Below are 24,623 nucleotides of genomic sequence, written 5' to 3'. Positions count from 1 at the left end.
CCGACACGTCGCATCATCTGAAGCGACGGATCGAGCAGCTTTGCTCAGCGATCCCGGTCATTCGGGAGACAGGTGCGGCGCCGTTGCCGCGTGTTCTCAGCTAAGAGGGCAGGGGCGGGATTCGCGCAAGGGTTTTGTGCCGCAGCGGGGGGCTGCCCGCCGGCTTGGGGCCGAGCGGGGGCGTATCTGCACAGAACGCAGGCAGTCCGGCGCGATCAGTAGCGCTGCCGCTCGATGCTCACCCGACCGTTGGCGTCGCTGCGCAGGAATGTCAGGTCGCCATAGTCCAGCGGAGGAGCTCCGGGCAGGCCGAGGGTCTCCCAGATCGTCGTCAGGTTGCCCTTGTTGCCGACCCAGAGCACGCTGCGCCCGGCCGATGCGGCGGCAAGCGCCGCGGTCGGGGCTTCCTGCGGGATGCGGTTGACGGCGAGGCCGCGGGCCTCGGCGATGGGGGCGGCGGTGTCGAGATTGCGCTGGATGCCGGGGCTGTAGATCGCGTCGAGCGCCACGCCGTCGAGCGCCGTCACCAGATCCCGCGCACGCTGCCTGCCACGGTCGTTGAGCATGTCCTCGGAGCCGCTGCGGTCGCCATGCCGGGTCAGGATCAGCGTGCTGTCCGGCGCCAATGTCACCGGCCCGCTCGCGCCGCAGGCGGCGAGCGCGGTGGCGGCGAGGATGAAGTAACGGCGTTGCATGGCGATGACCCTCCCTGATGTCCCTCGCGGAAGCATATCAAAACGAGACGCCTTGCCGGATGTTTTCTTGGGCCGGGATGGGGGCGGTCTTGATGCGGGCGCAATGCAAAGGCCCCCGCAGATCGCTGCGGGGGCCCCTGTGTATCGTGTGACCTGCGCTCGGTCGCGCGGGTGTCAGTCCAGCGCGGCGTCGCAGCGCGCGCAGGTCGCGGGGTGGGCGTGGGTGCCCACGTCGGGAAGGATCTTCCAGCAGCGCTGGCACTTCTGGCCCTCGGCCTTCTCGAACACCACGCCGACGCCCGGCACCTCGGTCATGCGGAAGGCCTCCTGCGGGGCGGGGTCTGCGGTCAGGCGGATGCCCGAGGTGATGCAGAGATCCTCGAAGGTCACGGTCTTGAGGGCCGCGAGCATCTCGGCATCTTCCACATGCACGATGGGGGCCGCCTCGAGCGAGGCGCCGATCACCTTGTCCGTCCGCTGGATTTCCAGCGCCGCGGTCACCGCGCGGCGCGCGGCGCGGACCTTGGCCCACTTCTCGGCCAGTGCCTCGTCGCGCCAGCTTGCCGGCGTCTCGGGGAAGTCCTGCAGGTGGATCGAGCTTTCCGCGCCGGGGAAGCGGTCGAGCCAGACATCTTCCATGGTGAAGACGAGGATCGGCGCCAGCCAGCTGGTCAGGCGGTGGAACAGGATGTCCATCACCGTGCGCGCGGCGCGGCGGCGCTCGGTGTCGCCATCGCAATAGAGCGCGTCCTTGCGGATGTCGAAGTAGAAGGCCGACAGGTCCACGGTGCAGAAGGTAAAGACCGACTGGAACACCGACTGGAAATCGTAGCTGCGGTAGCCTTCCTGCACCTTCGCGTCGAGCTCGGCGAGACGGTGCAGCACCCAGCGCTCGAGCTCGGGCATGTCCTCTGCGGCGACCCGGTCGGCCTCGGTGAAATGCCCCAGCGCGCCCAGCATGAAGCGCATGGTGTTGCGCAGGCGGCGGTAGCTGTCGGCCACGCCCTTGAGGATCTCCGGCCCGATGCGCTGGTCGGCGGTGTAGTCGGTCTGGGCCACCCAGAGACGCAGGATGTCGGCGCCGTACTGCTTCACCACCTCTTCGGGGACGATGGTGTTGCCGAGCGACTTGGACATCTTGTTGCCCTTCTCGTCCAGCGTGAACCCGTGCGTCACCACGTTGCGATAGGGGGCGCGGCCGATGGTGCCGCAGGCCTGAAGCATTGAGGAGTGGAACCAGCCACGGTGCTGGTCGGTGCCCTCCATGTAGACATCGGCGATGCCGTCCTCGGTGCCGTCCTCGCGGTCGCGCAGCACGAAGGCGTGGGTCGAGCCACTGTCGAACCACACGTCGAGCACGTCGAAGACCTGCTCCCACTCGTCCGCCGCATAATCGGACCCGAGGAAGCGTTCCTTGGCGCCCTCGGCGTACCAGCAGTCGGCGCCCTCGGCCTCGAAGGCCTCGCAGATGCGGGCATTGACCGCCGGATCGCGCAGCAGGAAGCCCTCGTCGGTGGGCAGGGCGCCCTTCTTCACGAAGCAGGTCAGCGGCACGCCCCAGGCGCGCTGGCGCGACAGCACCCAGTCCGGGCGGCTCTCGATCATCGAGTAGAGTCGGTTGCGGCCCGATTGCGGGGTGAATTTCACCAGCTCGTCGATGGAGCGCAGCGAGCGCTCGCGGATGGTGGTGCCGTACGCGTCCTGACCGTCGCCCACGGCGCGGTCGATCGCGGCGAACCATTGCGGCGTGTTGCGGAAGATCACCGGCGCCTTGGACCGCCAGCTGTGCGGGTAGGAGTGCTTGATCTTGCCGCGCGCCAGCAGTCCGCCGACCTCGGTCAGCTTGTCGATCACCGCCTTGTTGGCGTTGCCTTCCTTGCCGTTCGGCTTGAGGATCATCTTGCCGCCGAAGAAGGGCAGGTCCTCGCGGAAAGAGCCGTCTTCCATGACATTGTAGGTGATGACCTGCTTGAGCATCCCGAGATCGCGGTAGAGCTCGAACTCCTCCATGCCGTGCGATGGCGCACAGTGCACGAAGCCGGTGCCTTCCTCGTCGGTGACGAAGGGCGCGGCACGGAAATCACGCGGATCGTCCCACTCGCCTTCGCCGCCCTCGGCGCCGGCCAGCGGATGCGCCAGCGTCATCGCGGCAAGCTGGTGCGGGGTCACGTCCGAGACGCGCGTCCACTGGCTCTCGTCGAGGCGCGCGCGGGCAAAGGTCTGCGCCGCGAGCTTGTCGGCGAGGATGTAGCGCTCGCCCTTGGCGGCCCAGCATTCCTCGGGCGTGTCGGTGACCTCGTAGAGCCCGTACTGGAACTCCTCGCCGAAAACGACGGCCTTGTTCGAGGGGATGGTCCAGGGGGTGGTGGTCCAGATCACCACGTAGGCGCCGAGGAACGTGTCATGCGCGGCCTGCGCGGCGCTGACCGCCGCCTGGCGCTCGTCGTCGCTTTCTTCCTCGCTGGCGCGGTCGACCTCGGGGGCGTCATATGCGCTGACCTTGAACTTCACCCAGATGGTGAAGCTTTCCTTGTCGTGGTACTCGACCTCGGCCTCGGCCAGCGCGGTCTTTTCCACCGGCGACCACATCACCGGCTTGGAGCCCTGGTAGAGCGTGCCGGTGGTCAGGAACTTCATGAACTCCTCGGCGATGACGCGCTCGGCGTGGTAGTTCATCGTCAGGTAGGGATCGGCCCAGTTGCCGGTGATGCCAAGGCGCTTGAACTCGTCGCGCTGGATGTCGACCCAGCCTTCGGCAAACTTGCGGCATTCCTGCCGGAAGTCGATCACCGGGACCTCGTCCTTGTTCTTGCCCTTGGCGCGGTACTGTTCCTCGATCTTCCACTCGATCGGCAGGCCGTGACAGTCCCAGCCCGGCACGTAGCGCGCCTCGTGGCCCATCATCTGGTGACTGCGGACGATCATGTCCTTGATCGTCTTGTTCAGCGCGTGGCCGATATGCAGGTGACCGTTGGCGTAGGGCGGGCCGTCATGCAGGGTGAACGGCGGGCGCTCGGCGCCTTTCTCGCGCAGGCGGTCGTAGATGCCGATGTTTTCCCAGCGCTCCAGCCACTCCGGCTCGCGCTTGGGCAGGCCCGCGCGCATCGGGAAGTCGGTCTTGGGAAGGTTCAGCGTGTCCTTGTAGTCAGGCGTTTCGGCGCACATGATCTGTGGTCCCGGTTCTTGAATCGTGAATTGGGGAATGGTCGGTCGGCGCGGTCGTCCATACGCCTTGTCCCGGCGACTCTGCTCTCAGAGCGCCGGGCATGTAATTCGAATGATGATCTCGAAACGGCCCATCATGGGCGGCCTTATAGGCCCGCGACTCGCGATGGTCCAGAGCTTGCGGCGGCGGCGCCAGGCGCGAGAGCTTGGCGAGAATCCCCCGAGCCGCGGCCGAATCCGGCGTCAGACCGCCGGTTGCGGCGATGCCGCGCTGCGGCGCGGCGGGGATCAGCCTACCTTAGGTTGTATTTCTGGCGGTCGATTGCCGCATTCGTCGTGATCGGGTCGCGGGTCGATACGCGGCCGGGCGGCTGTGCTTCACTTGGTCCAAGGAGGCGCGGCAGACCGTCGCGCCGGGCATCTGCCCCCCCCCCGCGCCGAGAAGGAGAGCCGTCATGGCCTATCCCGACGAACAGCTGAAGCGATCCGATCCCCATGCCCCGCAGGGCCGGGCCGATCCGGGGCCGCTTGGCCGCGCGCGCAGTGGCGGCAGCCGGCTGACCGGGATCCTCGTCGCCGTGATCCTGGTCCTCGGCGTGGTCTTCGCCGTGAATCTGTTTCTGGGCGGCGGCGAGACCGACACCGCGCCGGCGGCCGTCTCAGACACAACCGATACCACGGTGCCAGGGGATGGCGCCGTGGCCCCCGCGACCGGAGGGGCTGACGACACGGCACCGGTTGCGTCCGACGCGCCGGCCGAGTAAAGGCCCGCGTTCGCCGCTCCCGCCCCGGATCGAGGCTCCTTCCCTGACGGGAGTCGCGCCACCACTCACGGACCCTTGGGCGGGGGCGGCACATGTGTCGCGAGAATGGGGCATCGCGACCGCATCGGCGTCGCGATCCGGTTCCCGTCGAAATGTGACAATCCGGCCGCAACTGGCGGGAAGTGGCGCAGGCGATCCCGTCTTTGCGCGATCCGCCGCGCATGTCTGCGGCGGACGGAAATACCGCGCGACAAACACCCGTTCGAGGCCCATGTGAGCCTTGTTCTGCTCTTTCTGCCAATCGAGTATATTGCAATGTCCCAGTCGAGAGACGACTGCCCCCCGCCCGTGCGGCCCGAGCCGCTGTTGCCCGTCGATCTGCGCGGTCTGGATTGGACCGCCGCGCTTGTCTTCGCCGTTCTGCTGGCGCTTGGCATGCTGGTGGGCCACGACGCCGTGACCAACACCCGCGACACGCTGCGCGAACCGATGATCGAGGTGCAGGCGGCCTTGCCCTGACTCCGGCCTGCCGGCGATACGTTGGGCGCGCCGCCGGGGCTCAGGCACCGGCGAAGAGGCTGCCGACGATATAGGCGATGCTTGCCGCAACGCCTCCGATCACGAAAGTCTCCAGCCCGGAGCGCCACCACGGCGCCAGCGACCAGCGGCTCTTGTAGGCGCCGATGGCGAAGAACACCGCCATGGTCAGGAGCGTCGCGACGATAAAGGAGTGGGGCAGGGCCAGCAGGAACGGCAGCAGCGGCACCATCCCCGCGATCAGGAAGGCGCCGAAGGTGAAGAGCGCCGCCCGCAACGGGTGCGGATCCACCGAGGACAGGCCGTAGATCCCGTCGAGAATCATTGCGACCGCGTGCTCGGGGGTGCGGCTGATCTCGTCCGCGGCGCTGTCGAGCGTGCCATCCTGTAGCCCCTTGGCGGCGAAGATCCGGCGCAGATCGGCGCGCACTGCTTCGGGGTCGTGCCTGAGCCGCAAGGTCTCGATCCTGCGCAGGCGGTTGAGGTCGTCGAGCTCGGCCTTGGTGCCCGAGTAGTTGCCGGCGGCCATCGAGAAGCCATCGGCAAAGACATTGGCGAATCCCAGCGCGATGATCACCAGCGGCGGCAGGCCCGCGCCCGCCACCCCCGCAACGATGGCGAAGGTGGTGACCGCGCCGTCGATGGCCCCGTAGATGATGTCACGCAGGTTGCCGCGCCCGTTCGGAACGGCGGACGGCTGCGGGTCGTGGCTGGCAAGGGTCATGGCTGGCGTCTCCCGTCGCGACTCTGCCGCAGCGGTGGGGCGCATGGTATGAGATGGATCAAGCCGCGTCGGATGTCCCGGCTGCCGGCGCGGCTCAGGCCTTGTCGGCGCTCTTCACGAGCCCGGAAAGCGCGCTGCGGATGATCACGCGCACCGAGGGGCGCTTGACCGCCTGGAAGGGCAGGGGGCGGCAGACCTCGATGGCGGCAACGCCCACCCGCGCGGTCAGCGCGCCGTTGACCAGCCCCTCGCCGAAGCGGCGCGAGAGCTTGCCAAGCAGCCCGCCGCCGAGGATCGGCTCGAGCATGTCGTCGCCCACCGCGACCGCGCCGGTGGCCACCAGATGCGACATCACCGCCTTGGTCAGCCGCCAGCTGCCCAGCGTGCCGGAGCGGCCACCATAGATCTCGGCGATGCGGCGGATCATCCGCATGTTGGCGCCGAGCGCGGTGGCGACATCGGCCAGCGCCAGGGGCACCAGCGCCGTGACCGTCGCCACCTGCCGGGCCGAGGCCTCGACCTCGCGCCGGGCGGCGGCGTCGAGCGGTGAGAGCAGCTCGGTCTCGGCAAGTCCCAGAAGCCCCGACGCGTCGAAGATCTCGGCCTCGCGCTCGCGCAGGCGCTCGCGGCCCCAACGGGTGTCGTCGCGGCCCGCGTAGAGGGCGGTGAGTTTGCCGGTGACGGCGCGGGCGGCCTTGAGATCCTCGTCCGCCAGCGCCTGCGCCGAGGCGCGGTGCAGCGCGTCGACGCGGCTCAGCCGGGACAGCGCCGCCAGTTCCTTGATCACGATCAGCAGCACCACCAGAACGAAGAGCGCCATCAGCGCGGTGACGGCGTAGCCCAGCAGCGGCACCGAGACGATCAGGTCGGTGACGAAGCGCCAAGCGGCAATCGAGACCAGCGCCGAGATCAGCGTGCCGAGCAGCGCCCAGAACCAGCGTGCCAGCCACGACGGGCGGCGCGCGGCGAGCACCGCGGCGGTGGTCATCGCGCGGCCCTCGGGCAGGGTCGGGGCTATGTCCGGCTCGGGCACCGGGGGCGCCTCGGAGGGGGTGGCCGGGGCGGCGCTTTCATCAATCTCGAACAGCACCGGGCCGCGTCTGTCGCCGGGTTTGTCCTTGTCGCTCATGATCCGGGCTCCTTGGCTGCGACGCTGGCCGGGGCGATCCAGCGGTAATGGATGTCGGGCAGACCTTCCTCGTTGTCCGAGCCGTCGCCGCGCTCGATCTCGGCAAAGCCCGTGCCTTCGTAGAAGCGGCGGGCAGCGGTGTTGGCGGCGAAGGTCCAGAGGTCGAGCGCAGGGCTTTCGGCCTTGGCGTGAGCCATCAGCGCGCGGCCGATGCCGCGGCGCTGCCAGCCCGGGGCGATGAAGAGGGCGTGCACGTAGCTGCCTTCTCGGGCGAGAAAGCCCGTCACCGGGCCGCCCTCCGCGGCCTCGGCCACCGTCACCCAGCCGCGCGCGATCAGCAAATCGGCATGGGCGATGTCCTCGGCCGCCGAATGGAGGCGCGGTTTCCAGGCCCGCGCCGCCACCGCTGCGGACATCATCGCGCCCATCGGGCCCGCGTCTAGGCTGCGCGCCGGGCGCAGCGCAGACGTCACGTCCGGGCTCACAGCCGGTCTCCGATCAGGAACTGCGCAGCGCGGTCGAGGCGGATATGCGGCGGGCCCTCGCCGGGCTTGAGGCTGAGCCGCGACGGGGCGAAGCGCATGATGGCATAGTCGCCGTCGAGCCATCCCTCGGCGCCCTCGCGGGCGGGACCGAGCAGGCGGGCCGGGTCCTCGGGCAGCTCGCCGGGATAGAACGCCGCCTCGCGACCACGGCTGCCATCGTCCTGCAGCAGCGTGCCGCGCACGCAGTCGAAGCTGTCCCCGTTGCGCGGCAGGGTCTGTTCGACCGTGGCACGCAGAGAGGCGATCGACATGGCGCCGGTCTCGGCCCCGGCAAAGCGTGCGCGGTCGCGGGCGTCGCGGGTCAGCGCCTCCATGATGGCCGTCAGCCGGCCGTGCTGGGTGTGGTGCAGATGGTCGGCCTTGGTGGCGGCGAAGAGGATCTTCTCGACCCGCTTGCCGAGCAGCAGGCTGGTGAGGAAGGCGTTGGCACCCGGGCGGAAGGCGGTGAGGATCTCGGCCATCGTCCGGCGCAGATCCTCCATCGCAGCGGGGCCGGCATGGATCGCGCCGAGCGCATCGACCAGCACCACCTGCCGGTCGATGCGCGAGAAGTGGTCGCGGAAGAAGGGCTTCACGATCTGGGATTTGTAGGCCTCGAAGCGGCGCTCCATCTCGCGCCAGAGCGATTTGCGCGGCGGATCGGAGGGCTTGGGCAGCGGCGCGAAGGTCAGCGCCGGGCTGCCCTCCTTCTCGCCGGGCAGCAGGAAGCGACCCGGGGTGCAATCCGAGAAGCCGGCATTGCGCGCGGCGTGCAACGCTTCTGTGAAGCGGGAGGCCAGTGCCTTGGCGCGGACCTCGTCCAGCGTCTGCGCGCTGTCCTCGGCGTGCGCCATCGCGACGTAGTCGGCACCTCCGGGGCGATGCTCAAGGCGAGAAAGGCTCTCCTCGGCCCACTCGGCATAGCTCTTGTCCATCAGTCCCAGATCGAGCAGCCACTCACCGGGATAGTCGACGATGTCGAGATGCACGGTGCGTGGGCCCGACATGCCAGACAAGAGCCCGGTCGGGCGCAGCCGCAGCGACAGGCGCAATTGCGACACCGCGCGGGTGCTGTCGGGCCAGTGCGGGGTCGGGGAGGTCAGTGCGCCGAGATGGGCCTCGTAGTCGAAGCGCGGCATGGTGTCGTCGGGCTGCGGCTGAAGATAGGCGGCAAGGATGCGGCCCTCGCTCTCGGCCAGCAGCTGCGGCATCCGCGCCCGGTCCATGAGGTTGGCCACCAGCGAGGTGATGAACACCGTCTTGCCGGCGCGCGACAGGCCGGTGACGCCGAGCCGGACCACCGGCTCGGTGAACGGGCTGGTCAGCGTGTCGGTGACGTTTTCGACCCCGCGGGTCAGCCTGTCGGCGATGGTTCCGATGACCAAGGTCTGCCTCTCTGCCTGTGCTTGTCTGGCTGTGCTGCGCCCTACAGATAGACCCGGGGCCCCACAGTTGCCAGTGAGGCAGATCAGAAACCGAGCAGGGAGAGCATCCAGAAGCAGGCGGCGGAGAGCAGCGCGGCGGCGGGAACGGTGATCACCCAGGCCGCGACGATGGTCATGAAATGCGACCGTCGCACAAGCTTGCGGCGGGCACGTTCCTGCCGTGCGAGGCGGGTCCCGCTGGCGCCATTGACGTTCGCCTTCCGGGCGCGTCGCTCCATGTACCACTCGCGGAAGAAGCCGACGCCGAACACGCCGCCGACCGCGATGTGGGTCGAACTCACCGGCAGGCCGAGCCACGAGGCGGCGATCACGGTGACCGCGGCGGAGAGCGCCACGCAATAGGCGCGCATGGGGTTCAGCTTGGTGATCTGGCTCCCGACCATGCCGATCAGCTTCGGGCCGAAGAGCACGAGGCCGAAGGAAATTCCCAGCGCGCCGATCAGCATGACCCAGAGCGGGATCGTCACCTCGGCCGCCACTCCGGCGGATTGCTGGACGTAGACCACCGCCGCGAGCGGACCCACGGCATTGGCCACGTCATTGGCGCCGTGGGCGAAAGAGAGCAGCGCCGCCGAGACCACCAGCGGCAGCCGGAAGAGAGTCTTGAGCGAGCGGTTGCGGTTCTCGAGCCCCTCGGACTGGCGCCGGATGAAGGGCACCGACAGCGCCCAGAAGATCACCCCGGCCGCCGCGCCGATCAGCAGCGCGGTGGGCAGGTCGATCTTCATCACGTGCTTAAGGCCTTTCAGCGCCAGATAGGCCCCGAAGGCGGCGCTCATCAGGCCGATGAGCACCGGGACCCAGACCCGCGCGGCGGCGATCTTGTCCTCGACATAGATCACCCGCCACTTGATGAAGGCGAGCATGGCGGCGGCGATGATGCCGCCCAGCAGCGGCGAGATCACCCAGCTTGCGGCGATGGCGCCCATCGTCGGCCAGCTCACCGTGGCAAAGCCCGCCGCGGCGATGCCCGCGCCCATCACCCCGCCGACCACCGAATGGGTGGTCGAGACCGGGGCACCGACCCAGGTGGCGATGTTGACCCAGATCGAGGCCGCCAGCAGCGCTGCCATCATCGCGCGCACGAAGACCATCGTGTTGGACAGGCCTGCCGGATCGATGATGCCCTTGGAGATCGTCGACACGACGTCGCCGCCGGCCAGCAGCGCGCCTGCGCTCTCGAAGACCGCGGCGATCGCGATGGCCCCGAGCAGCGACAGCGCCTTGGCGCCGACCGCCGGGCCCATGTTGTTGGCCACGTCGTTGGCACCGATGTTGATCGCCATGTAGGCGCCGAAGGCCGCCGCCACGACCACAGCGAGCCCCTGCGGCTCACCGCCGGTGAAGATTGCTGCCGCCACCGCTGCCAGCGTGACGAAGACCAGGCTGACGCCCACACCGACCAGCGGGCGCGACGTGTACATGGTGGCAGCCTCGAGGCGCGACAGGCGATTGAGATCCTGATCGAGCGTCTTCCACTGATGCGGGGGCGTGTCCTGGGGCAATGTCGGAAAGTCCTGTAGGTCTGGCAACCGGTCCGGCGCGTCTTGCGCGGAGCTCAGTGTCGCGCCGTGTCAGCGAGCAGGGCCGGCAGGTCGCGCAGCAGCTCCGAGAGTTGCTCCTCATCGACCCGCTCGGCGGCCTCCTCGGGTGTCATCCAGTGGCGTTCGCGCTCATCCATCTCGGGATAGCTGTCGAGCAGTTTCTCGACCGAGACGGCGTAGACATCGACATCGGTGGCCACCGGGAGGCCGCCATCGAGCACCTTGTCATAGCGATAGCGGCCGATACGCGCAGGTCGTCCGGCCTCCGACTTGACCCCGGCCTCTTCCCACGCCTCCTGAAGCGCGGTGCCCGCAGCGTCGGTGCCGTGCATCGGCCAGCCCTTGGGGATGATCCAGCGCTTGGTTTCGCGCGAGGTGATCATCAGAACCTCGGGTCCGGTCTCGCCCGCGCGATGGCACAGCGCCGCAATCTGCACCCGCGGAGGGCGGCGCAGCATGGGGGCAATATAGCTTTTCCAGACGCGGGCAAGCATTCGGGTCACCGGTTTCGGGGCAGGTCAGGTCGGCCTCCCCTATAGAACCTGTCGCGAAAACTCAAGCCGGCAAGGCCGCAAGGGGGGTGCGGCATTGCCGAGATGCGACAGCGCTTGTATGGGAGCGGCCATGCCCAGATACGCCCTTCTCGTCGAATATGATGGCCGCCCCTTCGCCGGATGGCAGCGCCAGGCCGATCAGCCCTCGGTGCAGGGCGCGATCGAGGCGGCGTTGGCGCGGCTCGAAAAGCGTGACCACACCATCGCTGCCGCCGGGCGCACCGATGCGGGGGTTCATGCGCGCGGGCAGGTGGCCCATTGCGACATGGAGAAGGCGTGGGACCCGTTCCGCCTCTCCGAGGCGCTCAACTTCCACCTCAAGCCCGCGCCGGTGGCGATCCGCGCCTGTGCGGCGGTGAGCGACGACTGGCACGCGCGGTTCTCGGCCCATGAGCGGCGCTACCTGTTCCGGCTGCTGGTGCGCCGGGCTCCGGCCACGCTCGAGGCCGGGCAGGTCTGGCGGGTGATGAACCCGCTGTCGCTCGAGGCGATGCGCGCGGGCGCGGCCCATCTCATCGGGCAGCACGATTTCACCACCTTCCGCTCGACCATGTGCCAGGCCGCCTCGCCGGTGAAGACCATGGACGAGATCCGCATCGAGCAAACCGACACCGGAGCCGGAACGGAGTTCCGCTTCCACCTGCGCGCCCGCAGCTTCCTGCACAACCAGGTGCGCTCCATCGTCGGCACGCTCGAGCGTGTCGGCGCGGGCTCCTGGGCGCCCGAAGACGTCCGTTCGGCGCTCGAGGCCCGAGACCGCGCCGCCTGCGGGCCGGTGTGCCCGCCGGACGGGCTCTATCTCATGGGCGTGGGCTACGCGGACGATCCCTTCTCCGGCACATTCTAAACTGCGTTGCGGGGATGCCCGTGACCCGCGGTCAAGAAACCGCTTTGCGCCGCGGGCAAACCCCGCTATCAGCGCAGCCATGACGTTTGCGATCCGAATCCGACGAGCCTGAACGCTCCTCTGTCGTGCCTCCTCACCGGGGAGGCTCCTGCTTCGCACGTCTCACCCCCATGAAACTTGACTTGGCCCCGTGCCCTTGGCACCAATCGGGCCTCAATCCACCGAGGATATGCTGATGATCCCGTCCGTCCTGCCGACCTATTCCCGCGCGCCCCTGCACTTCGTGAAGGGCGAAGGCACCTGGCTGGTTGAGGAGGACGGCCGCCGATTTCTCGATCTGGGCAGCGGCATCGCGGTGAACGCGCTGGGTCACGCGCATCCGGCGCTGGTCGCCGCGCTGACGGCGCAGGCACAGAACCTGTGGCACGTGTCGAACCTCTACGAGATCCCGCAGCAGCAGGCTCTGGCCGACAAGCTGGTCGCGGAAAGCTTTGCCGACACCGTGTTCTTCACCAATTCCGGCACCGAGAGCTGCGAGCTGGCGGTGAAGATGGCGCGCAAGTACTGGTACGACAAAGGCCAGCCCGAGAAGACCGACATCATCGCCTTCGCGGGCTCGTTCCACGGCCGCTCCTCGGCGGGCATCGCCGCGGCGGGCTCGGAGAAGATGACCAAGGGTTTCGGCCCGCTGCTGCCGGGCTTCAAGCACCTGCCTTGGGGCGATCACGAGGCGCTGGACGCGGCCATCGACGACAACACCGCGGCCATTCTGATCGAGCCGGTTCAGGGCGAGGGTGGCATCCGTCCGCTGCCCGACCAGTGCCTGCAGGGGCTGCGCAAGCTCTGCGACGAGAAGGGCGTGCTGCTCGTTCTCGACGAGGTGCAATGCGGCATCGGCCGGACCGGTCGGCTCTTCGCCCATGAATGGGCCGGCATTGCGCCCGACATCATGATGGTCGCCAAGGGCATCGGCGGCGGCTTCCCGCTGGGCGCGGTGCTGGCCACCGAGGAGGCCGCCTCGGGCATGACCGCCGGCACCCACGGCTCGACCTATGGCGGCAACCCGCTGGGCTGCGCGGTGGGCTGCGCGGTGATGGATCACGTCACCGACCCGGCTTTCCTCGACGGGGTCAACCGCAAGGCCGGCCTGCTGCGCCAGAAGCTCGAGGGCCTCGTCGCCGCCCATCCCGACATCTTCGAGGAGGTGCGCGGCATGGGCCTGATGCTCGGCCTCAAGTGCAAGATCGCCCCGGCGGACCTGGTCAAGGCCGGCTACGAGGCGCTGGTCATCACGGTGCCCGCCGCCGACAATGTCGTGCGCCTGCTGCCGCCGCTGACCATTACCGAGGACGAGATCGGCGAGGCCATCGCGCGTCTCGACACTGCCGCCTCCGCCCTCGCAACGCCCGCCTCTTCTTCGGTTTGACAAATACCTCGGGGTGAATGGGCGCTTCGCGCCCAGAGGGGCAGCGCCCCTCCACACCGCCAGACAAAAAAGAACATTCGCATGAACCACTTCCTCGACATCCACAAGACCGACAAGGACGACCTGCGGTCGATCATCGACGCCGCCAAGGCGATCAAGGACAAGCGCAACGGTCGCCCGCGCGCCGCCCCCGACGACGATCTGCCGCTCAAGGACCGCATGGTCGCACTGATCTTCGAGAAGCCCTCGACCCGGACCCGCGTGTCCTTCGACGTGGGCGTGCGCCAGATGGGCGGCCAGACCATGGTGCTGTCGGGCTCCGACATGCAGCTCGGTCACGGCGAGACCATCGCCGACACCGCCCGCGTGCTGTCGCGCTTTGTCGACATGATCATGATCCGGACCTTCGACGAGGCGGTGCTGACCGAGATGGCGGAATATGCCGACGTGCCGGTGATCAACGGTCTCACCGACCGCACCCACCCCTGCCAGATCATGGCCGACATCCTCACCTTCGAGGAGCATCGCGGCCCGATCGCCGGCAAGAAGGTGGTGTGGTGCGGCGACGGCAACAATGTCTGCGCCTCGTTCCTGCACGCCGCCGGCCAGTTCGGCTTCGACCTGACCTTCACCGGCCCGGTGCAGCTCGACCCCGAGATGGAATTCGTCGGCCTCGCCCGCAACCAGGGCAGCACCATCACCATCGAGCGCGACCCGTTCAAGGCGGTCGAGGGCGCCGACCTGGTGGTCGCCGACACCTGGGTGTCGATGCATGACGCGCAATCCGCCAAGGAGCGCCGCCACAACATGCTGCGCCCCTACCAGGTCAACGACAAGCTGATGGAGGCCGCCGGCAAGGACGCGCTCTTCATGCACTGCCTGCCGGCGCATCGCGGAGAGGAGGTCACCTCCGAGATCATGGACGGGCCGCAATCGGTGATCTGGGATGAGGCCGAGAACCGGCTGCACGCCCAGAAGGCGATCATGCGCTGGTGCGTGGGGGGCTGAGACGCCGCACCCGGCTGACCGGCCTCGCGCCCGCGTCACCGGGGTCTTTAATGAGTATTTGGAACGTAGAGAAGACCCGGGCCGGTCACTTGGCGGGCCCGGGTCTTCTCTGGTTCAAAAATACCTCGGGGTGAATTGGCCCGCAGGGCCAAGAGGGGCAGCGCCCCTCAGCTTCCCCGCGGCTTGGCGCGCAGGGTCGGGTCCGCCTGGCGCGGGTCCTCGGGCCACGGGTGCCTCGGGTACTGCGCCTTCATGTCCTTGCGCACATCCGCATAGGAGCCGTCCCAGAACCCCGGCAGGTCCATGGTGGTCTGCACCGGGCGGCGCGCGGGCGAGAGCAGCGTGACGCGCAGCGGACGCCGGCCCACCGTGGGGTGGCTGCGCTGGCCGAACATCTCCTGCAGGCGCAGCGCGATCTCCGGGTGCTCGCCGGAATAGTCGATGGGGATCTCGCGCCCCAGGGGCGTGGTGAACTTGCCCGGCACGGACGCGTCGAGCGCCTGCATCTGGCCCCAGTCGAGCCGGGCGCGCAGCGCCGGCAACAAATCGAAGCGCTTCCAGTCCTCGGCGCTCTTCACTCCGGAAAGGTAGGGCAGCAGCCAGTCCTCGAGCGTCTGCATCAGCGCGGGCTCGGACATGTCGGGCAGGTCGAGCCCGCCTTCGCGGCCGATGGCTGCGCGGGCGCAGAAGCGGCGCGCGGCGTCGGAGAGGGCAATGCCGAGATCGCGCACCCCGTCGAGCATGGCGCGCGCCACCGCGTCGGGCGGGGCATCCTTCCAGAGCCGGTCGTCGAGCGCGATGGCGCCGAGCCGTTCCTGCTGACGCGCCAGCACGCGGCGCTCGCGCTTCGACCACTCACACAGATCGCGCCAGCGGATCTGGTCCGGGAACAGCGCGCGCAGCTCGCTTTCGGTGATCTGCGTGGCCTGCCGGATGCGGGCCTCGCGCGGATTGCCGTCGGTGTCGGTGACCACGATGAGCCGGGCCGAGGCCAGCGGGTCGGCGGCGTCGAGCATCGCGCCCTTGCCGCCGGAGAGCTGGAAGCGCGGAGCGTCGCCCTTGCGGCGCAGGCCGATGCGGTCGGGATAGGCGAGCGCGGCCATGGCGGCGGCGCTCATCGTCTCGTCGTGGCCTCCCTTCGTCCGCGCCCGCAGCCGCTTGGCCTCGGAGCGGATGCGCTCCAGCGGGGCGCGGTTGAGCCTGTAGGGCCGGGTCGCCTCGAAGCGTTTGGGGTCGCGCAGCGCCTCGAGCCGCAGGGCGAGATCGGTGGGCGCGCCGGTGAGCGGGTCGCGCTCGGCCAGCAGTGCCGCGAGCGGGGCGGCCTCAGGGCCGGCCAGCGTCAGCATGTGGCCGAGGCGCGGATGCAGAGGCACTGCGGCAAGCGCCTTGCCGTGCTCCGTGATGCGGCGCTGGTCGTCGAGCGCTCCCAGCATCTGCAGAAGCGCCTGCGCCTCGGCAAAGGCGCCGGGATTGGGCGCGCTCAGGAACGGCAGATCCTCCGGCGTGGCGCCCCAGAGCGCCAGTTCCAGCGCCAGCCCGGCCAGATCTGCGGTCTCGATCTCGGCCGGGGGGTAGGCTTGCAGAGCGCCTTCCTCGCCTTTGGTCCAGAGCCGGTAGGCCACGCCCTCGGCGACGCGACCGGCGCGGCCGGCGCGCTGGGTGGCCTCGGCGCGGGTGACACGCTCGGTCACCAGCCGCGCCATGCCCGAGCCCGGGTCGAACCGCGCCCGTCGTGCGCGGCCGCCATCGACCACCACGCGGATGTCCTCGATGGTCAGCGAGGTCTCGGCGATCGCGGTGGCGAGCACCAGCTTGCGGCCCTTGCTCTCGGGGCGGATGGCGGCGCGCTGGTCTGCGAATGCCATGGCACCGAAAAGCGGACGCACCGTCACGTCGCCGGGGAGGCGGCCCTTGAGCCTCGCCTCGGTGCGGCGGATCTCGCCCTCGCCCGGAAGGAAGGCGAGAATGCCGCCCTCGGTCTCGCCCGCGGCCTGCACGATCAGCTCTGCCATGCTGTCCTCGAAGCGGCGTTGCTTGGGCAGGGGGGCGTCGAGCCAGCGGGTCTCGACCGGGAAGGCGCGGCCCTGCGAGGTGATGACGGGCGCCTGCATGAGCTCGGCCACCGGGCCCGCGTCGAGCGTGGCGGACATGGCGAGCAGGATCAGGTCGTCGCGCAGGGCGCCTGCCACTTCAAGACAGAGCGCGAGGCCGAGATCGGCGTTCAGAGACCGCTCGTGAAATTCGTCGAAGATCACCGCGCCGATCCCGGAGAGCGCGGGGTCGGATTGCAGCATCCGGGTCAGGATGCCCTCGGTGACCACCTCGATGCGGGTGGCGTTCGAGATCTTGGCCTCGCCGCGGATGCGGTAGCCCACGGTCTCGCCCGGGGCTTCGCCCAGCGTGTCGGCCATCCGCGCGGCGCTGGCGCGCGCGGCAAGGCGGCGCGGCTCGAGCATCAGGATGGTCTGGTCGGTGAGACCCGCGTCGAGCATGGCCAGCGGCACGCGGGTGGTCTTGCCGGCGCCGGGGGGCGCCTGCAGCACGGCGCGGCCCTCGGCGCGGAGGGCGGTGAGGAGCTCGGGCAGGGCGTCGTCTATGGGCAGGCGGGTCATGGCGTGGGTTATGCGGGAGTGCGCGGACGGCGTCGAGGGGGCGTGAGGCCGGTCGTGGCGGAGGGGGCGATCCTTTCGGGGGCGCTGCCCCCGTCCGCGCACGGCGCGGCCTCCCCCGAGGTATTTTCGAACCAGAGAAGATGCCGGGGGCGCGCCCAGGAGGAGATGCTGGCGGGGGGCTGGACATCGGCGCGGCTTGCGGGTCAGGTCAGGGGCGGCAGAGAAGAGGGCAGAGGCATGGATATCGAGGATCTGGCAGAGCGCATCCTGGCCGGCGAGCGGCGGGCCCTTGCGCGGGCGATCACGCTGGTGGAGAGCGGTCGCGCCGATCATCGGGCGCAGGCACGGGCGCTGATCGAGCGGCTGCACGGTCACGAGAACGTCGCGCTGCGGGTCGGGCTCTCGGGCACGCCCGGGGTCGGCAAGTCGACCTTCATCGAGGCGTTCGGGATGATGCTCACCGCGCAGGGGCTCAAGGTGGCGGTGCTGGCGGTGGATCCGTCCTCGTCGCGCTCGGGCGGGTCGATCCTTGGCGACAAGACCCGGATGGAACGGCTGTCGCGGGACCGCAACGCCTTTATCCGGCCGTCTCCCTCGCAATCGCACCTGGGCGGCGTGGCGCGGCGCACCCGCGAGGCGATCGATCTCTGCGAGGCGGCCGGGTTCGACGTGATCCTGATCGAGACCGTGGGGGTGGGCCAGTCGGAGACCGTGGTGGCCGAGATGTCGGACCTGTTCCTGCTGCTGCTGGCGCCCGCCGGGGGCGACGAGCTGCAAGGGGTGAAGCGCGGCATCATGGAGACCGCCGACATCATCCTGATCAACAAGGCCGATGGCGATCTCAAGGCCACCGCGACGCGGACCTGTGCCGACTATGCCGGTGCGCTGCGGCTGCTGCGCAAGCGGGCGCAGGATCCGGAAGGATTCCCGAAGGCTCTGACGGTCTCGGCGGTGGAGGAGAACGGGCTCGACCGGGCGTGGGACGAGATGACCGCGCTCAGCGACTGGCGTCGCGAGACTGGGCATTTCGAGGCTCGCCGGGCGGCGCAGGCGCGCTACTGGTTCGAGGCGGAGGTGCGCGAGGGGTTGCTGGCGCGGCTGCGGCGCGAGCCGGTCAAGGGCGCGATGGCGGCGCTGGCGCACCAGGTCGAGGACGGCGAGATCAGCGCGGCCGCCGCGGCGGAGGAGCTGCTCGAGACCTATCTTGGCGAGGTGCCGCAGGTCTGAGGGGGATTCGGGCCGACTCTGCGACGGCCTTTGACGCCCCGCCGGAGCGGTGGCTCGACATCGCGAAATCCGCGTGAAACAAGCGGTTTCACGGCCTTTGGCAAAGCCCCGGTGGAAGGGGTTGACGCGCGAGGGGCTTGGAGCTAGAGAAGCCCGACCAGATTCCGGGCGCCCCTGGTGGCGCCCTTTCATATTGGCGGAACGATCGGCAGGAGCTGCCTCTCACCGGTCCGAAGCCCCGAGACGATGAGGATGGACCCATGTCGCGCGTATGCGAACTGACCGGCAAAGGCCCGATGACGGGTCACAATGTTAGCCACGCCAACAACAAGACCAAGCGGCGCTTCCTGCCGAACCTGAACGATGTGACGCTGCAGTCCGAGACCCTGGGTCGCGGCGTGAAGCTGCGCATCTCGGCTTCGGCCCTGCGCTCGGTGGACCACCGCGGCGGCCTGGACAAGTTCCTGGACAAGGCCAAGGACGCCGAACTCAGCGCCACCGCGCTGAAGGTGAAGAAAGAGATTGCAAAGGCCCGCGCAGCGCAGGCCTGAGCCACTTGATTCCACAGAATCATCCACAGCCCCGATGCAAGCCGCATCGGGGCTGTTTCCTTTTGTCACATGACATTTCGGGCCATGTTGCCTAAACCTTCGGCGATGGTTCGGAAAAGATATCCACTGGTCGCATTTTTGCTGGTTCTGGCGGTCGCGCTGACCGGGTTCCAGATGGCAGTCGCGCGCGCCCAGCCGCAACCCGTCGGTCAGATGGTGATCTGTACCGGGCTGGGTCTGACCACGGTGATGGTCGATTCCGAGGGCGCTCCGGTGTCGCAGAGCCATGTCTGCCCCGACGGCCTCCTGACCCTGTTCCTCTCCGCCGGCGGCGCCTGGGAATCGCCTGTGCGTCTGCTGGACTGGGTTCCTCTGCCGCAGATCATGGTGACGGTGCGCGGGCAGGGGCTGCAGGCCCCGCGCGCGCAGGCGCGTGATCCGCCGGTCCCGGTCTGACCTCCCAAAGACAGACCTCACGGACCCACAAAGATCACAGGACAGACAAGATGAAATCCCTGATTCTCGCCGGCGCCGCTGCGCTGGCCCTTTCGACGCCCGCCCTCGCCGACATCGCCGTGCACGACGCCTATGCCCGCAGCGCCATGGCCAGCGCCAAGACCGGCGCCGCCTTCATGGTGATCGAGAACACCGGCGACAGCGACGACCGGCTGGTCTCGGCCACCTCCGACGCCGCGATGAAGGTCGAACTGCACACCCACGTGGCCGACGGAAACGGCGTGATGAAGATGATGGAGGTCGAGGAAGGCTTCGTCATCCCCGCGAATGGCCAGCACGCGTTGGCGCGCGGCGGTGACCACGTGATGTTCATGGGGCTGACCGGCCCCTTCGTGCAGGACGAGACCGTCACTGTCACGCTGACCTTCGAGAACGCCGGCGAGATGGTGGTCGAGATACCGGTGGATCTCGAGCGTCAGCCGATGCACGGCGCCGGTCATTCCGGCCATGGCGGCATGAACAAGATGAGCAACTGAGCGCTCAGCCGGTGATGAGAGAGGCCGCGTCCGGGGCAGACCCGGGCGCGGCCTTTCCGTGTCCGGGCCTCAGTCGAGCAGCTCTGCGACCCAGGCGGGCACCACCTCGCTGGCGGGGCCGATGCGGTGATCCTCGAACGCGCCCGTGATCTCGCTCTCGGCCAGGTTCAGCTCGATGGTCCGGGCACCGGCATAGGCCGCGCCCTGCACGAAGCCCGCCGCCGGGTAGACCTGACCCGAGGTGCCGATCGCGGCAAAGAGGTCGCAGCCCAGCAGGTGATCCTCGATCTCGTCCATGTGGTAGGGCATCTCACCGAACCAGACGATGTCGGGGCGGCCCGTGGGGGCGGCGCAGGCCGGGCATGGCTCACCGGGAGACATCTCGGGCGGGGCGGTCCAGCGGTGGCCGCAGGCAAAGCACAGCGCGCCCGAGAGTTCGCCGTGCATGTGGATCGCGGTGGCGCCGGCTTTCTCGTGCAGCCCGTCGACATTCTGCGTCACGATCACCACCTCGCCGGGCCAGTGGCGCTGCAGCCGCGCCAGCGCTGCGTGAGCCGGGTTCGGCACCGCATCTGCGGCCTGCACCCGGCGGGCATTGTAGAAGCCGTGCACCAGCGCGGGATCGCGGGCGAATCCCTCTGGCGTGGCGACGTCCTCGATGCGGTGCTTCGCCCAGAGCCCACCCTCGTCGCGGAAGGTGCCAAGGCCGCTTTCGGCCGAGATGCCGGCTCCGGTGAGGATCACGATCTTGTCGGCCATGCTTTTCCCTTCCTGGCTGCCGCGTTAGGCTCCGGCGCAAAAGGAGCGCGCCCCATGACCCAGAGTATCCTCTTCGTCTGCCTCGGCAATATCTGCCGTTCGCCCTCGGCCGAGGGGGTGGTGCGGCAGATGGCGGCAGAGCGCGGGCTGGCGCTGCAGCTTGACAGCGCCGGCACCGGCACGTGGCATCTGGGCGATCCACCCTACGCGCCGATGCAGGCCGCCGCCAGTGCGCGGGGCTATGACCTTTCGGCGTTGCGGGCGCGGCAGGTGAGCCGGTCGGATTTCGACCGCTTCGACCTGATCGTGGCAATGGACGGCGACAACCTCGCCAATCTCGAAGCGATGCGGCCGGGGCAGGGCGGTGCCGAGCTGCGGCTGTTCACCGACTACGCCGCGTCCACCGGCGCGCGCGAGGTGCCCGATCCGTATTTCACCCGCGATTTCGACGGCACGCTCGATCTGATCGAGATCGCCGCCCAAGGGCTTCTGGATCAGCTCTCGGAATAGATCGCGCGTGTGACGAACCAAGTCACCGGGAAGGCGACCACGGCGCCCGCCGCGGCAGAGGCGACGATCGGCACCAGCGTGTCGAAGCCGGCCACCAGCGCCGCGACGATGAAGCTGCCCGCCAACGTGGTCCCGATCAGCGAGTAGAGAATTCCTGCCAGTCTGAGCATGGATCTGTCTCCCGATGGCCGCCCGGTGGGGCGGTCTTGCAAGTGAATTCATATCGAATGCGGAATGTGTTCCTTGATCGGGATCAAGAAAAGAGCAAATGGTCAATTCGGGTATTCAACCAGCGCGCGAGCCTTGCAGTCGCGGCGCGGTTGCCGCAGATTCAGCGGTATTGCATTTGAGCTATCAGGATTTCGAGAATGAAGAGATTGCGCATTCTTGGCGCGGGCCTGCTGATGTTGTCCGCCTGCGCCGCGCCGACCCGGCAGGATATCGTAGAACTCCGGGCCATGCAGGAGGTGACCTGCGCCAGCCGCCCCGGCACCTGCAGCTACGAGAACAGCCCGCTCAAGGTCTCTGATCGGACAGTGACCCTGCCGAGGCGGCCCTACGCGTTCCGCCCGGTGGCACAGACGCTGCATTTCACCGATGCGCAGCGGCGCCAGTGGACCGCGCCTCGGGGCATCCTGACCGACGGGGCCTCGATTCCGCTGCTTTTCGTGTCCATCGTGGGCCAGCCCACCGCGCCGGAATACATTAACGCGGGCGCGCTGCACGACGCCTATTGCGGTGTTGGCAACGAAGGCATGGCGAATTTCCACAATGGCCGCTGGCAGGATGTGCACCGGATGTTCTTTGATGCCCTGGTGGCCGCGGGGACGCCCGAGCAGCGGGCCAAGGTCCTGTTCGCGGCGGTTTGGCTCGGTGGGCCGCGCTGGGACTATCACGTCTCGCTGCAGGAGGTTCCGCAAGGGGCGATGCAGCAGGCGATGCGGCAGGCCAAGCGCTACATCGAAGAGAGAGACCCGTCGTTGTCGGAGCTGGAAGCATACCTGCTGCGGCTCGAGAAGGGCATCATCCGCGGCCATCCCGACCTGTTCGCCCAGCTTCTGCCTGATGGCGGGGAGGGCCCGCGCCAAGGCTACGAGGCGCCGGTCGAAGATGAAGCGGAGTACGAGCCGCCGGTGCGCGACGACCCGGTCTCTGAAGAGCCGGGCCAGGAATTTCCCGATGAGTACGAGATTCCGGGCGACGACTTCACGGATATCGAGCTCTAGGGCGCAGCTCCCCGGGATCTTGCCGGTCGCGTTTCGCTGGCCACGTCTCAAAAAGAAAAAGGCGCCGGAGTTCCGGCGCCTTTCTACATCGTCCTCGCGTCGTGGTCTCAGACCAGACGCGACACCTCCTTCGCGGCGCGCACGAAATCCTTGAACAGGGGATGCGGATCGAAGGGCTTGGACTTCAGCTCGGGGTGGAACTGCACGCCGATGAACCACGGGTGATCCGGCCATTCCACGATCTCCGGCAGGCGCCCGTCGGGCGACATGCCCGAGAAGCAGATGCCGGCCTCTTCGAGGGGCTTGCGGTACTTGATGTCGACCTCGTAGCGGTGACGGTGACGCTCGTCGATGGTGGTGGTGCCGTAGACTTCGGCGACCTTGGAACCCTCGGTCAGAACCGCGTCATAGGCGCCAAGCCGCATGGTGCCGCCCTTGTCGTCGGCCACCGAGCGGTTCACCTTCTGGTTGCCCTGCACCCATTCCTTGAGGTGGTAGACCACCGGCTCGAAGCGCTTCTCGCCGGCCTCGTGGTCGAACTCTTCCGAGCCCGCCTTGCTCACGCCGGCGACGTTGCGGGCCGCTTCGATGACGGCCATCTGCATGCCGAGGCAGATGCCCAGATAGGGCACATTGTGCTCGCGCGCGAACTGCGCCGCCTTGATCTTGCCCTCGGTGCCGCGCTCGCCGAAGCCGCCGGGCACGAGGATCGCGTCGTAGTTCTCGAGGTAGGGGGCCGCGTCCTCGCGGTCGAAAAGCTCGGCATCGACCCAGCTCACCTTGACCTTCACCCGGTTCGCCATGCCGCCATGGGTCAGTGCCTCGGCGATGGACTTATACGCATCCTCGAGCTGGGTGTACTTGCCCACGATGGCAACGTTGACCTCGCCCTCGGGGTTGTGGATGCGCTCGCTGACGTCGTCCCACTTCTCGAGGTTGGGTCGCGGTGCCGGGGTGATCTGGAACGCATCCAGCACCGCCTGATCGAGCCCCTCGCGGTGATAGGCCAGCGGCGCGTCGTAGATCGACGACAGGTCCTGCGCGGCGATCACGCTGTCGGGGCGCACGTTGCAGAACAGTGCCAGCTTCTCGCGCTCCTTCTGCGGGATCGGGCCCTCGGAGCGGCAGACGAGGATGTCGGGCGCGATGCCGATCGAGCGGAGTTCCTTGACCGAGTGCTGGGTCGGCTTGGTCTTCAGCTCGCCGCTGGCCTTGATCCAGGGCAGCAGTGTCAGATGCATGAAGATGCACTGGCCGCGCGGCTTGTCCTGCGCGTATTGGCGGATCGCCTCGAAGAAGGGCAGGCCCTCGATGTCGCCGACGGTGCCGCCGATCTCGCAGAGCATGAAATCGACCTCGTCCTCGCCGATCGAAAGCCAGTCCTTGATCTCGTCCGTGACGTGGGGAATCACCTGGATGGTCTTGCCGAGATAATCGCCGCGGCGCTCCTTCTCGAGCACGTTGGTGTAGATCCGCCCCGACGAGACCGAGTCGGTCTTGCGCGCCGGCACACCGGTGAAGCGCTCGTAATGGCCGAGGTCGAGATCGGTCTCGGCGCCATCATCGGTGACGAAGACCTCGCCGTGCTCGAAGGGCGACATGGTGCCCGGATCGACATTGAGATAGGGGTCGAGCTTGCGCAGCCGGACCGAGAAGCCGCGTGCCTGCAGCAGCGCACCAAGCGCCGCACTGGCAAGGCCCTTGCCCAGCGAAGAAACGACACCGCCTGTGATGAAGATGTAACGTGCCATTGTGGCAGGACCCCGTGATTTGCATCTAATTCTGGACACCCACGGGCCTTTCGGACCGCAGCATCACGGGAGTCCATATATAAAGGATTCGGGCTGCACTGTCCAGAGAACCGCAAGATGCTGTTGCGGTTCAGGGTGCAGCCCTCAATCTATGGTGGTTCGGCCAGAAGGCCTTAGTCTGCGCGCGGAACCAGCGGCGCGTCGGGCGCGGTTTCGCTGTCGGAGGCCGACGGCGGCGGCAGCAGCGCGTCGGTGTCGATCTCGCCCGGTGCGGTCTGCTCTGCGGCCGGCGCCGAGCCCGATCCGCCGAGGCGGTCCATGACCGAGACGCCCGAGGCATCCTGAGCGGCCAGGATCGTCAGCGTGATCGACGTCACGATGAAGCCGATCGCCAGGATCCATGTCACCTTGCCGAGCGCGGTCGCGGCCGCGCGCTGGCTCATGGCGCCACCGCCACCACCCATGCCGAGCCCGCCCCCTTCGGAGCGCTGCAGCAGCACCGCGCCGATCAGCGACAGCGCGAGAAGAAGATGGACGATGAGAATGACGTTCTGCATGGAAGGTCCCGAAGCCTGCGGTCTTGGCGCGCTATGTAGGGGAAGCCGCTGATGGGCGCAACCCGCGAGATGGGCC

At 68.4% G+C, this 24,623-nt stretch carries 24 protein-coding genes; 11 read left to right on the top strand and 13 right to left on the bottom strand.

Annotated elements, in window-relative coordinates:
* Nucleotides 1-215 precede the first annotated feature (215 nt).
* Both JF542_RS20215 and ileS read right to left on the bottom strand, forming a co-directional pair.
* A complete protein-coding gene (locus JF542_RS20215; RefSeq protein ID WP_207077190.1) occupies nucleotides 216-695 on the bottom strand; it encodes a histidine phosphatase family protein in 480 nt (159 codons plus the stop codon).
* Nucleotides 696-869: 174 nt separating this feature from the next.
* Complete coding sequence (gene ileS, locus JF542_RS20210) at nucleotides 870-3,860, bottom strand: isoleucine--tRNA ligase (RefSeq protein ID WP_207077189.1); 2,991 nt, start codon at nucleotides 3,858-3,860, stop codon at nucleotides 870-872.
* 455 nt (nucleotides 3,861-4,315) lie between these two features.
* Between ileS and JF542_RS20205 the strand changes: the two genes are divergently transcribed.
* Complete coding sequence (locus tag JF542_RS20205) at nucleotides 4,316-4,624, top strand: hypothetical protein (protein WP_007798112.1); 309 nt, start codon at nucleotides 4,316-4,318, stop codon at nucleotides 4,622-4,624.
* A gap of 315 nt (nucleotides 4,625-4,939) precedes the next feature.
* A complete protein-coding gene (locus JF542_RS20200) occupies nucleotides 4,940-5,143 on the top strand; it encodes a hypothetical protein (RefSeq protein ID WP_083793962.1) in 204 nt (67 codons plus the stop codon).
* A gap of 40 nt (nucleotides 5,144-5,183) precedes the next feature.
* Here JF542_RS20200 and JF542_RS20195 read toward each other — a convergent pair whose 3' ends face one another.
* From JF542_RS20195 to JF542_RS20170, 6 genes are all read right to left on the bottom strand, one after another.
* On the bottom strand, nucleotides 5,184-5,885 hold the full coding sequence (locus JF542_RS20195) for a VIT1/CCC1 transporter family protein (RefSeq protein WP_207077188.1): 702 nt from the start codon (nucleotides 5,883-5,885) through the stop codon (nucleotides 5,184-5,186).
* Nucleotides 5,886-5,979: 94 nt separating this feature from the next.
* Nucleotides 5,980-7,014 carry a YcjF family protein gene (locus JF542_RS20190; RefSeq protein WP_207077187.1) on the bottom strand — a complete coding sequence of 345 codons (1,035 nt, stop codon included), beginning with the start codon at nucleotides 7,012-7,014 and terminating at the stop codon, nucleotides 5,980-5,982.
* A complete protein-coding gene (locus tag JF542_RS20185) occupies nucleotides 7,011-7,442 on the bottom strand; it encodes a GNAT family N-acetyltransferase (RefSeq protein WP_207077200.1) in 432 nt (143 codons plus the stop codon). The genes JF542_RS20190 and JF542_RS20185 overlap by 4 nt, the downstream gene beginning before the upstream one ends.
* Nucleotides 7,443-7,495: 53 nt before the next feature.
* Nucleotides 7,496-8,923 (bottom strand): YcjX family GTP-binding protein, encoded by a 1,428-nt coding sequence (locus JF542_RS20180; protein ID WP_207077186.1) that lies wholly within the window; start codon nucleotides 8,921-8,923, stop codon nucleotides 7,496-7,498.
* A gap of 83 nt (nucleotides 8,924-9,006) precedes the next feature.
* The gene (locus JF542_RS20175) at nucleotides 9,007-10,488 is read right to left on the bottom strand and encodes an inorganic phosphate transporter (RefSeq protein ID WP_207077185.1); all 1,482 of its coding nucleotides are present in this window, start codon (nucleotides 10,486-10,488) and stop codon (nucleotides 9,007-9,009) included.
* Nucleotides 10,489-10,541: 53 nt separating this feature from the next.
* Nucleotides 10,542-11,021 (bottom strand): NUDIX hydrolase, encoded by a 480-nt coding sequence (locus tag JF542_RS20170; protein ID WP_207077184.1) that lies wholly within the window; start codon nucleotides 11,019-11,021, stop codon nucleotides 10,542-10,544.
* A 130-nt stretch (nucleotides 11,022-11,151) separates the two neighbouring features.
* On the opposite strand from JF542_RS20170, the gene truA reads away from it, so the two are divergent.
* The 3 genes from truA to argF all read left to right on the top strand — a co-directional run bounded on the left by truA (nucleotide 11,152) and on the right by argF (nucleotide 14,362).
* A complete protein-coding gene (gene truA / locus JF542_RS20165; RefSeq protein WP_207077183.1) occupies nucleotides 11,152-11,928 on the top strand; it encodes a tRNA pseudouridine(38-40) synthase TruA in 777 nt (258 codons plus the stop codon).
* A gap of 235 nt (nucleotides 11,929-12,163) precedes the next feature.
* Nucleotides 12,164-13,354, top strand: a complete 1,191-nt coding sequence (locus JF542_RS20160; RefSeq protein ID WP_207077182.1) for an aspartate aminotransferase family protein — start codon at nucleotides 12,164-12,166, stop codon at nucleotides 13,352-13,354.
* A gap of 81 nt (nucleotides 13,355-13,435) precedes the next feature.
* Entirely contained in the window at nucleotides 13,436-14,362 is a 927-nt protein-coding gene (argF, locus tag JF542_RS20155) for an ornithine carbamoyltransferase (protein WP_007798139.1), read from the top strand.
* A gap of 167 nt (nucleotides 14,363-14,529) precedes the next feature.
* On the opposite strand, the gene hrpB is transcribed toward argF, so the two are convergent.
* Nucleotides 14,530-16,974, bottom strand: coding sequence for an ATP-dependent helicase HrpB (gene hrpB, locus JF542_RS20150; RefSeq protein ID WP_207077181.1), 2,445 nt, complete (start codon nucleotides 16,972-16,974; stop codon nucleotides 14,530-14,532).
* 237 nt (nucleotides 16,975-17,211) lie between these two features.
* Between hrpB and meaB the strand changes: the two genes are divergently transcribed.
* The 4 genes from meaB to JF542_RS20130 all read left to right on the top strand — a co-directional run bounded on the left by meaB (nucleotide 17,212) and on the right by JF542_RS20130 (nucleotide 19,744).
* A complete protein-coding gene (meaB, locus tag JF542_RS20145) occupies nucleotides 17,212-18,201 on the top strand; it encodes a methylmalonyl Co-A mutase-associated GTPase MeaB (protein ID WP_207077180.1) in 990 nt (329 codons plus the stop codon).
* A gap of 260 nt (nucleotides 18,202-18,461) precedes the next feature.
* Nucleotides 18,462-18,752, top strand: a complete 291-nt coding sequence (rpmB, locus tag JF542_RS20140; protein WP_007798152.1) for a 50S ribosomal protein L28 — start codon at nucleotides 18,462-18,464, stop codon at nucleotides 18,750-18,752.
* A 138-nt stretch (nucleotides 18,753-18,890) separates the two neighbouring features.
* On the top strand, nucleotides 18,891-19,208 hold the full coding sequence (locus tag JF542_RS20135) for a hypothetical protein (protein ID WP_207077179.1): 318 nt from the start codon (nucleotides 18,891-18,893) through the stop codon (nucleotides 19,206-19,208).
* A 50-nt stretch (nucleotides 19,209-19,258) separates the two neighbouring features.
* Nucleotides 19,259-19,744 (top strand): copper chaperone PCu(A)C, encoded by a 486-nt coding sequence (locus JF542_RS20130; RefSeq protein ID WP_207077178.1) that lies wholly within the window; start codon nucleotides 19,259-19,261, stop codon nucleotides 19,742-19,744.
* 69 nt (nucleotides 19,745-19,813) lie between these two features.
* Here JF542_RS20130 and JF542_RS20125 read toward each other — a convergent pair whose 3' ends face one another.
* Nucleotides 19,814-20,503, bottom strand: coding sequence for an NAD-dependent deacylase (locus JF542_RS20125; RefSeq protein ID WP_207077177.1), 690 nt, complete (start codon nucleotides 20,501-20,503; stop codon nucleotides 19,814-19,816).
* Nucleotides 20,504-20,557: 54 nt separating this feature from the next.
* Between JF542_RS20125 and JF542_RS20120 the strand changes: the two genes are divergently transcribed.
* On the top strand, nucleotides 20,558-21,013 hold the full coding sequence (locus JF542_RS20120) for a low molecular weight protein-tyrosine-phosphatase (protein ID WP_207077176.1): 456 nt from the start codon (nucleotides 20,558-20,560) through the stop codon (nucleotides 21,011-21,013).
* On the opposite strand, the gene JF542_RS20115 is transcribed toward JF542_RS20120, so the two are convergent.
* Entirely contained in the window at nucleotides 20,998-21,183 is a 186-nt protein-coding gene (locus JF542_RS20115; RefSeq protein ID WP_207077175.1) for a CTP synthetase, read from the bottom strand. The two genes, JF542_RS20120 and JF542_RS20115, sit on opposite strands and share 16 nt — an antisense overlap.
* 198 nt (nucleotides 21,184-21,381) lie before the next feature.
* On the opposite strand from JF542_RS20115, the gene JF542_RS20110 reads away from it, so the two are divergent.
* Nucleotides 21,382-22,239: a DUF1353 domain-containing protein gene (locus tag JF542_RS20110; RefSeq protein ID WP_207077174.1), complete on the top strand. Its 858-nt coding sequence runs from the start codon at nucleotides 21,382-21,384 to the stop codon at nucleotides 22,237-22,239.
* A 107-nt stretch (nucleotides 22,240-22,346) separates the two neighbouring features.
* Here the strand turns inward: JF542_RS20110 and JF542_RS20105 are convergent, their stop codons facing one another.
* Together JF542_RS20105 and secG are read right to left on the bottom strand one after the other, a co-directional pair.
* The gene (locus JF542_RS20105; protein WP_007798175.1) at nucleotides 22,347-23,990 is read right to left on the bottom strand and encodes a CTP synthase; all 1,644 of its coding nucleotides are present in this window, start codon (nucleotides 23,988-23,990) and stop codon (nucleotides 22,347-22,349) included.
* A gap of 173 nt (nucleotides 23,991-24,163) precedes the next feature.
* Nucleotides 24,164-24,547: a preprotein translocase subunit SecG gene (secG, locus tag JF542_RS20100; protein WP_207077173.1), complete on the bottom strand. Its 384-nt coding sequence runs from the start codon at nucleotides 24,545-24,547 to the stop codon at nucleotides 24,164-24,166.
* Nucleotides 24,548-24,623: the final 76 nt, after the last annotated feature.

Origin of the sequence: Salipiger bermudensis (genome assembly GCF_017309175.1) — a bacterium.
Taxonomy (GTDB): domain Bacteria; phylum Pseudomonadota; class Alphaproteobacteria; order Rhodobacterales; family Rhodobacteraceae; genus Salipiger; species Salipiger bermudensis.
This window is presented reverse-complemented; position numbering and strand designations above follow the sequence as displayed.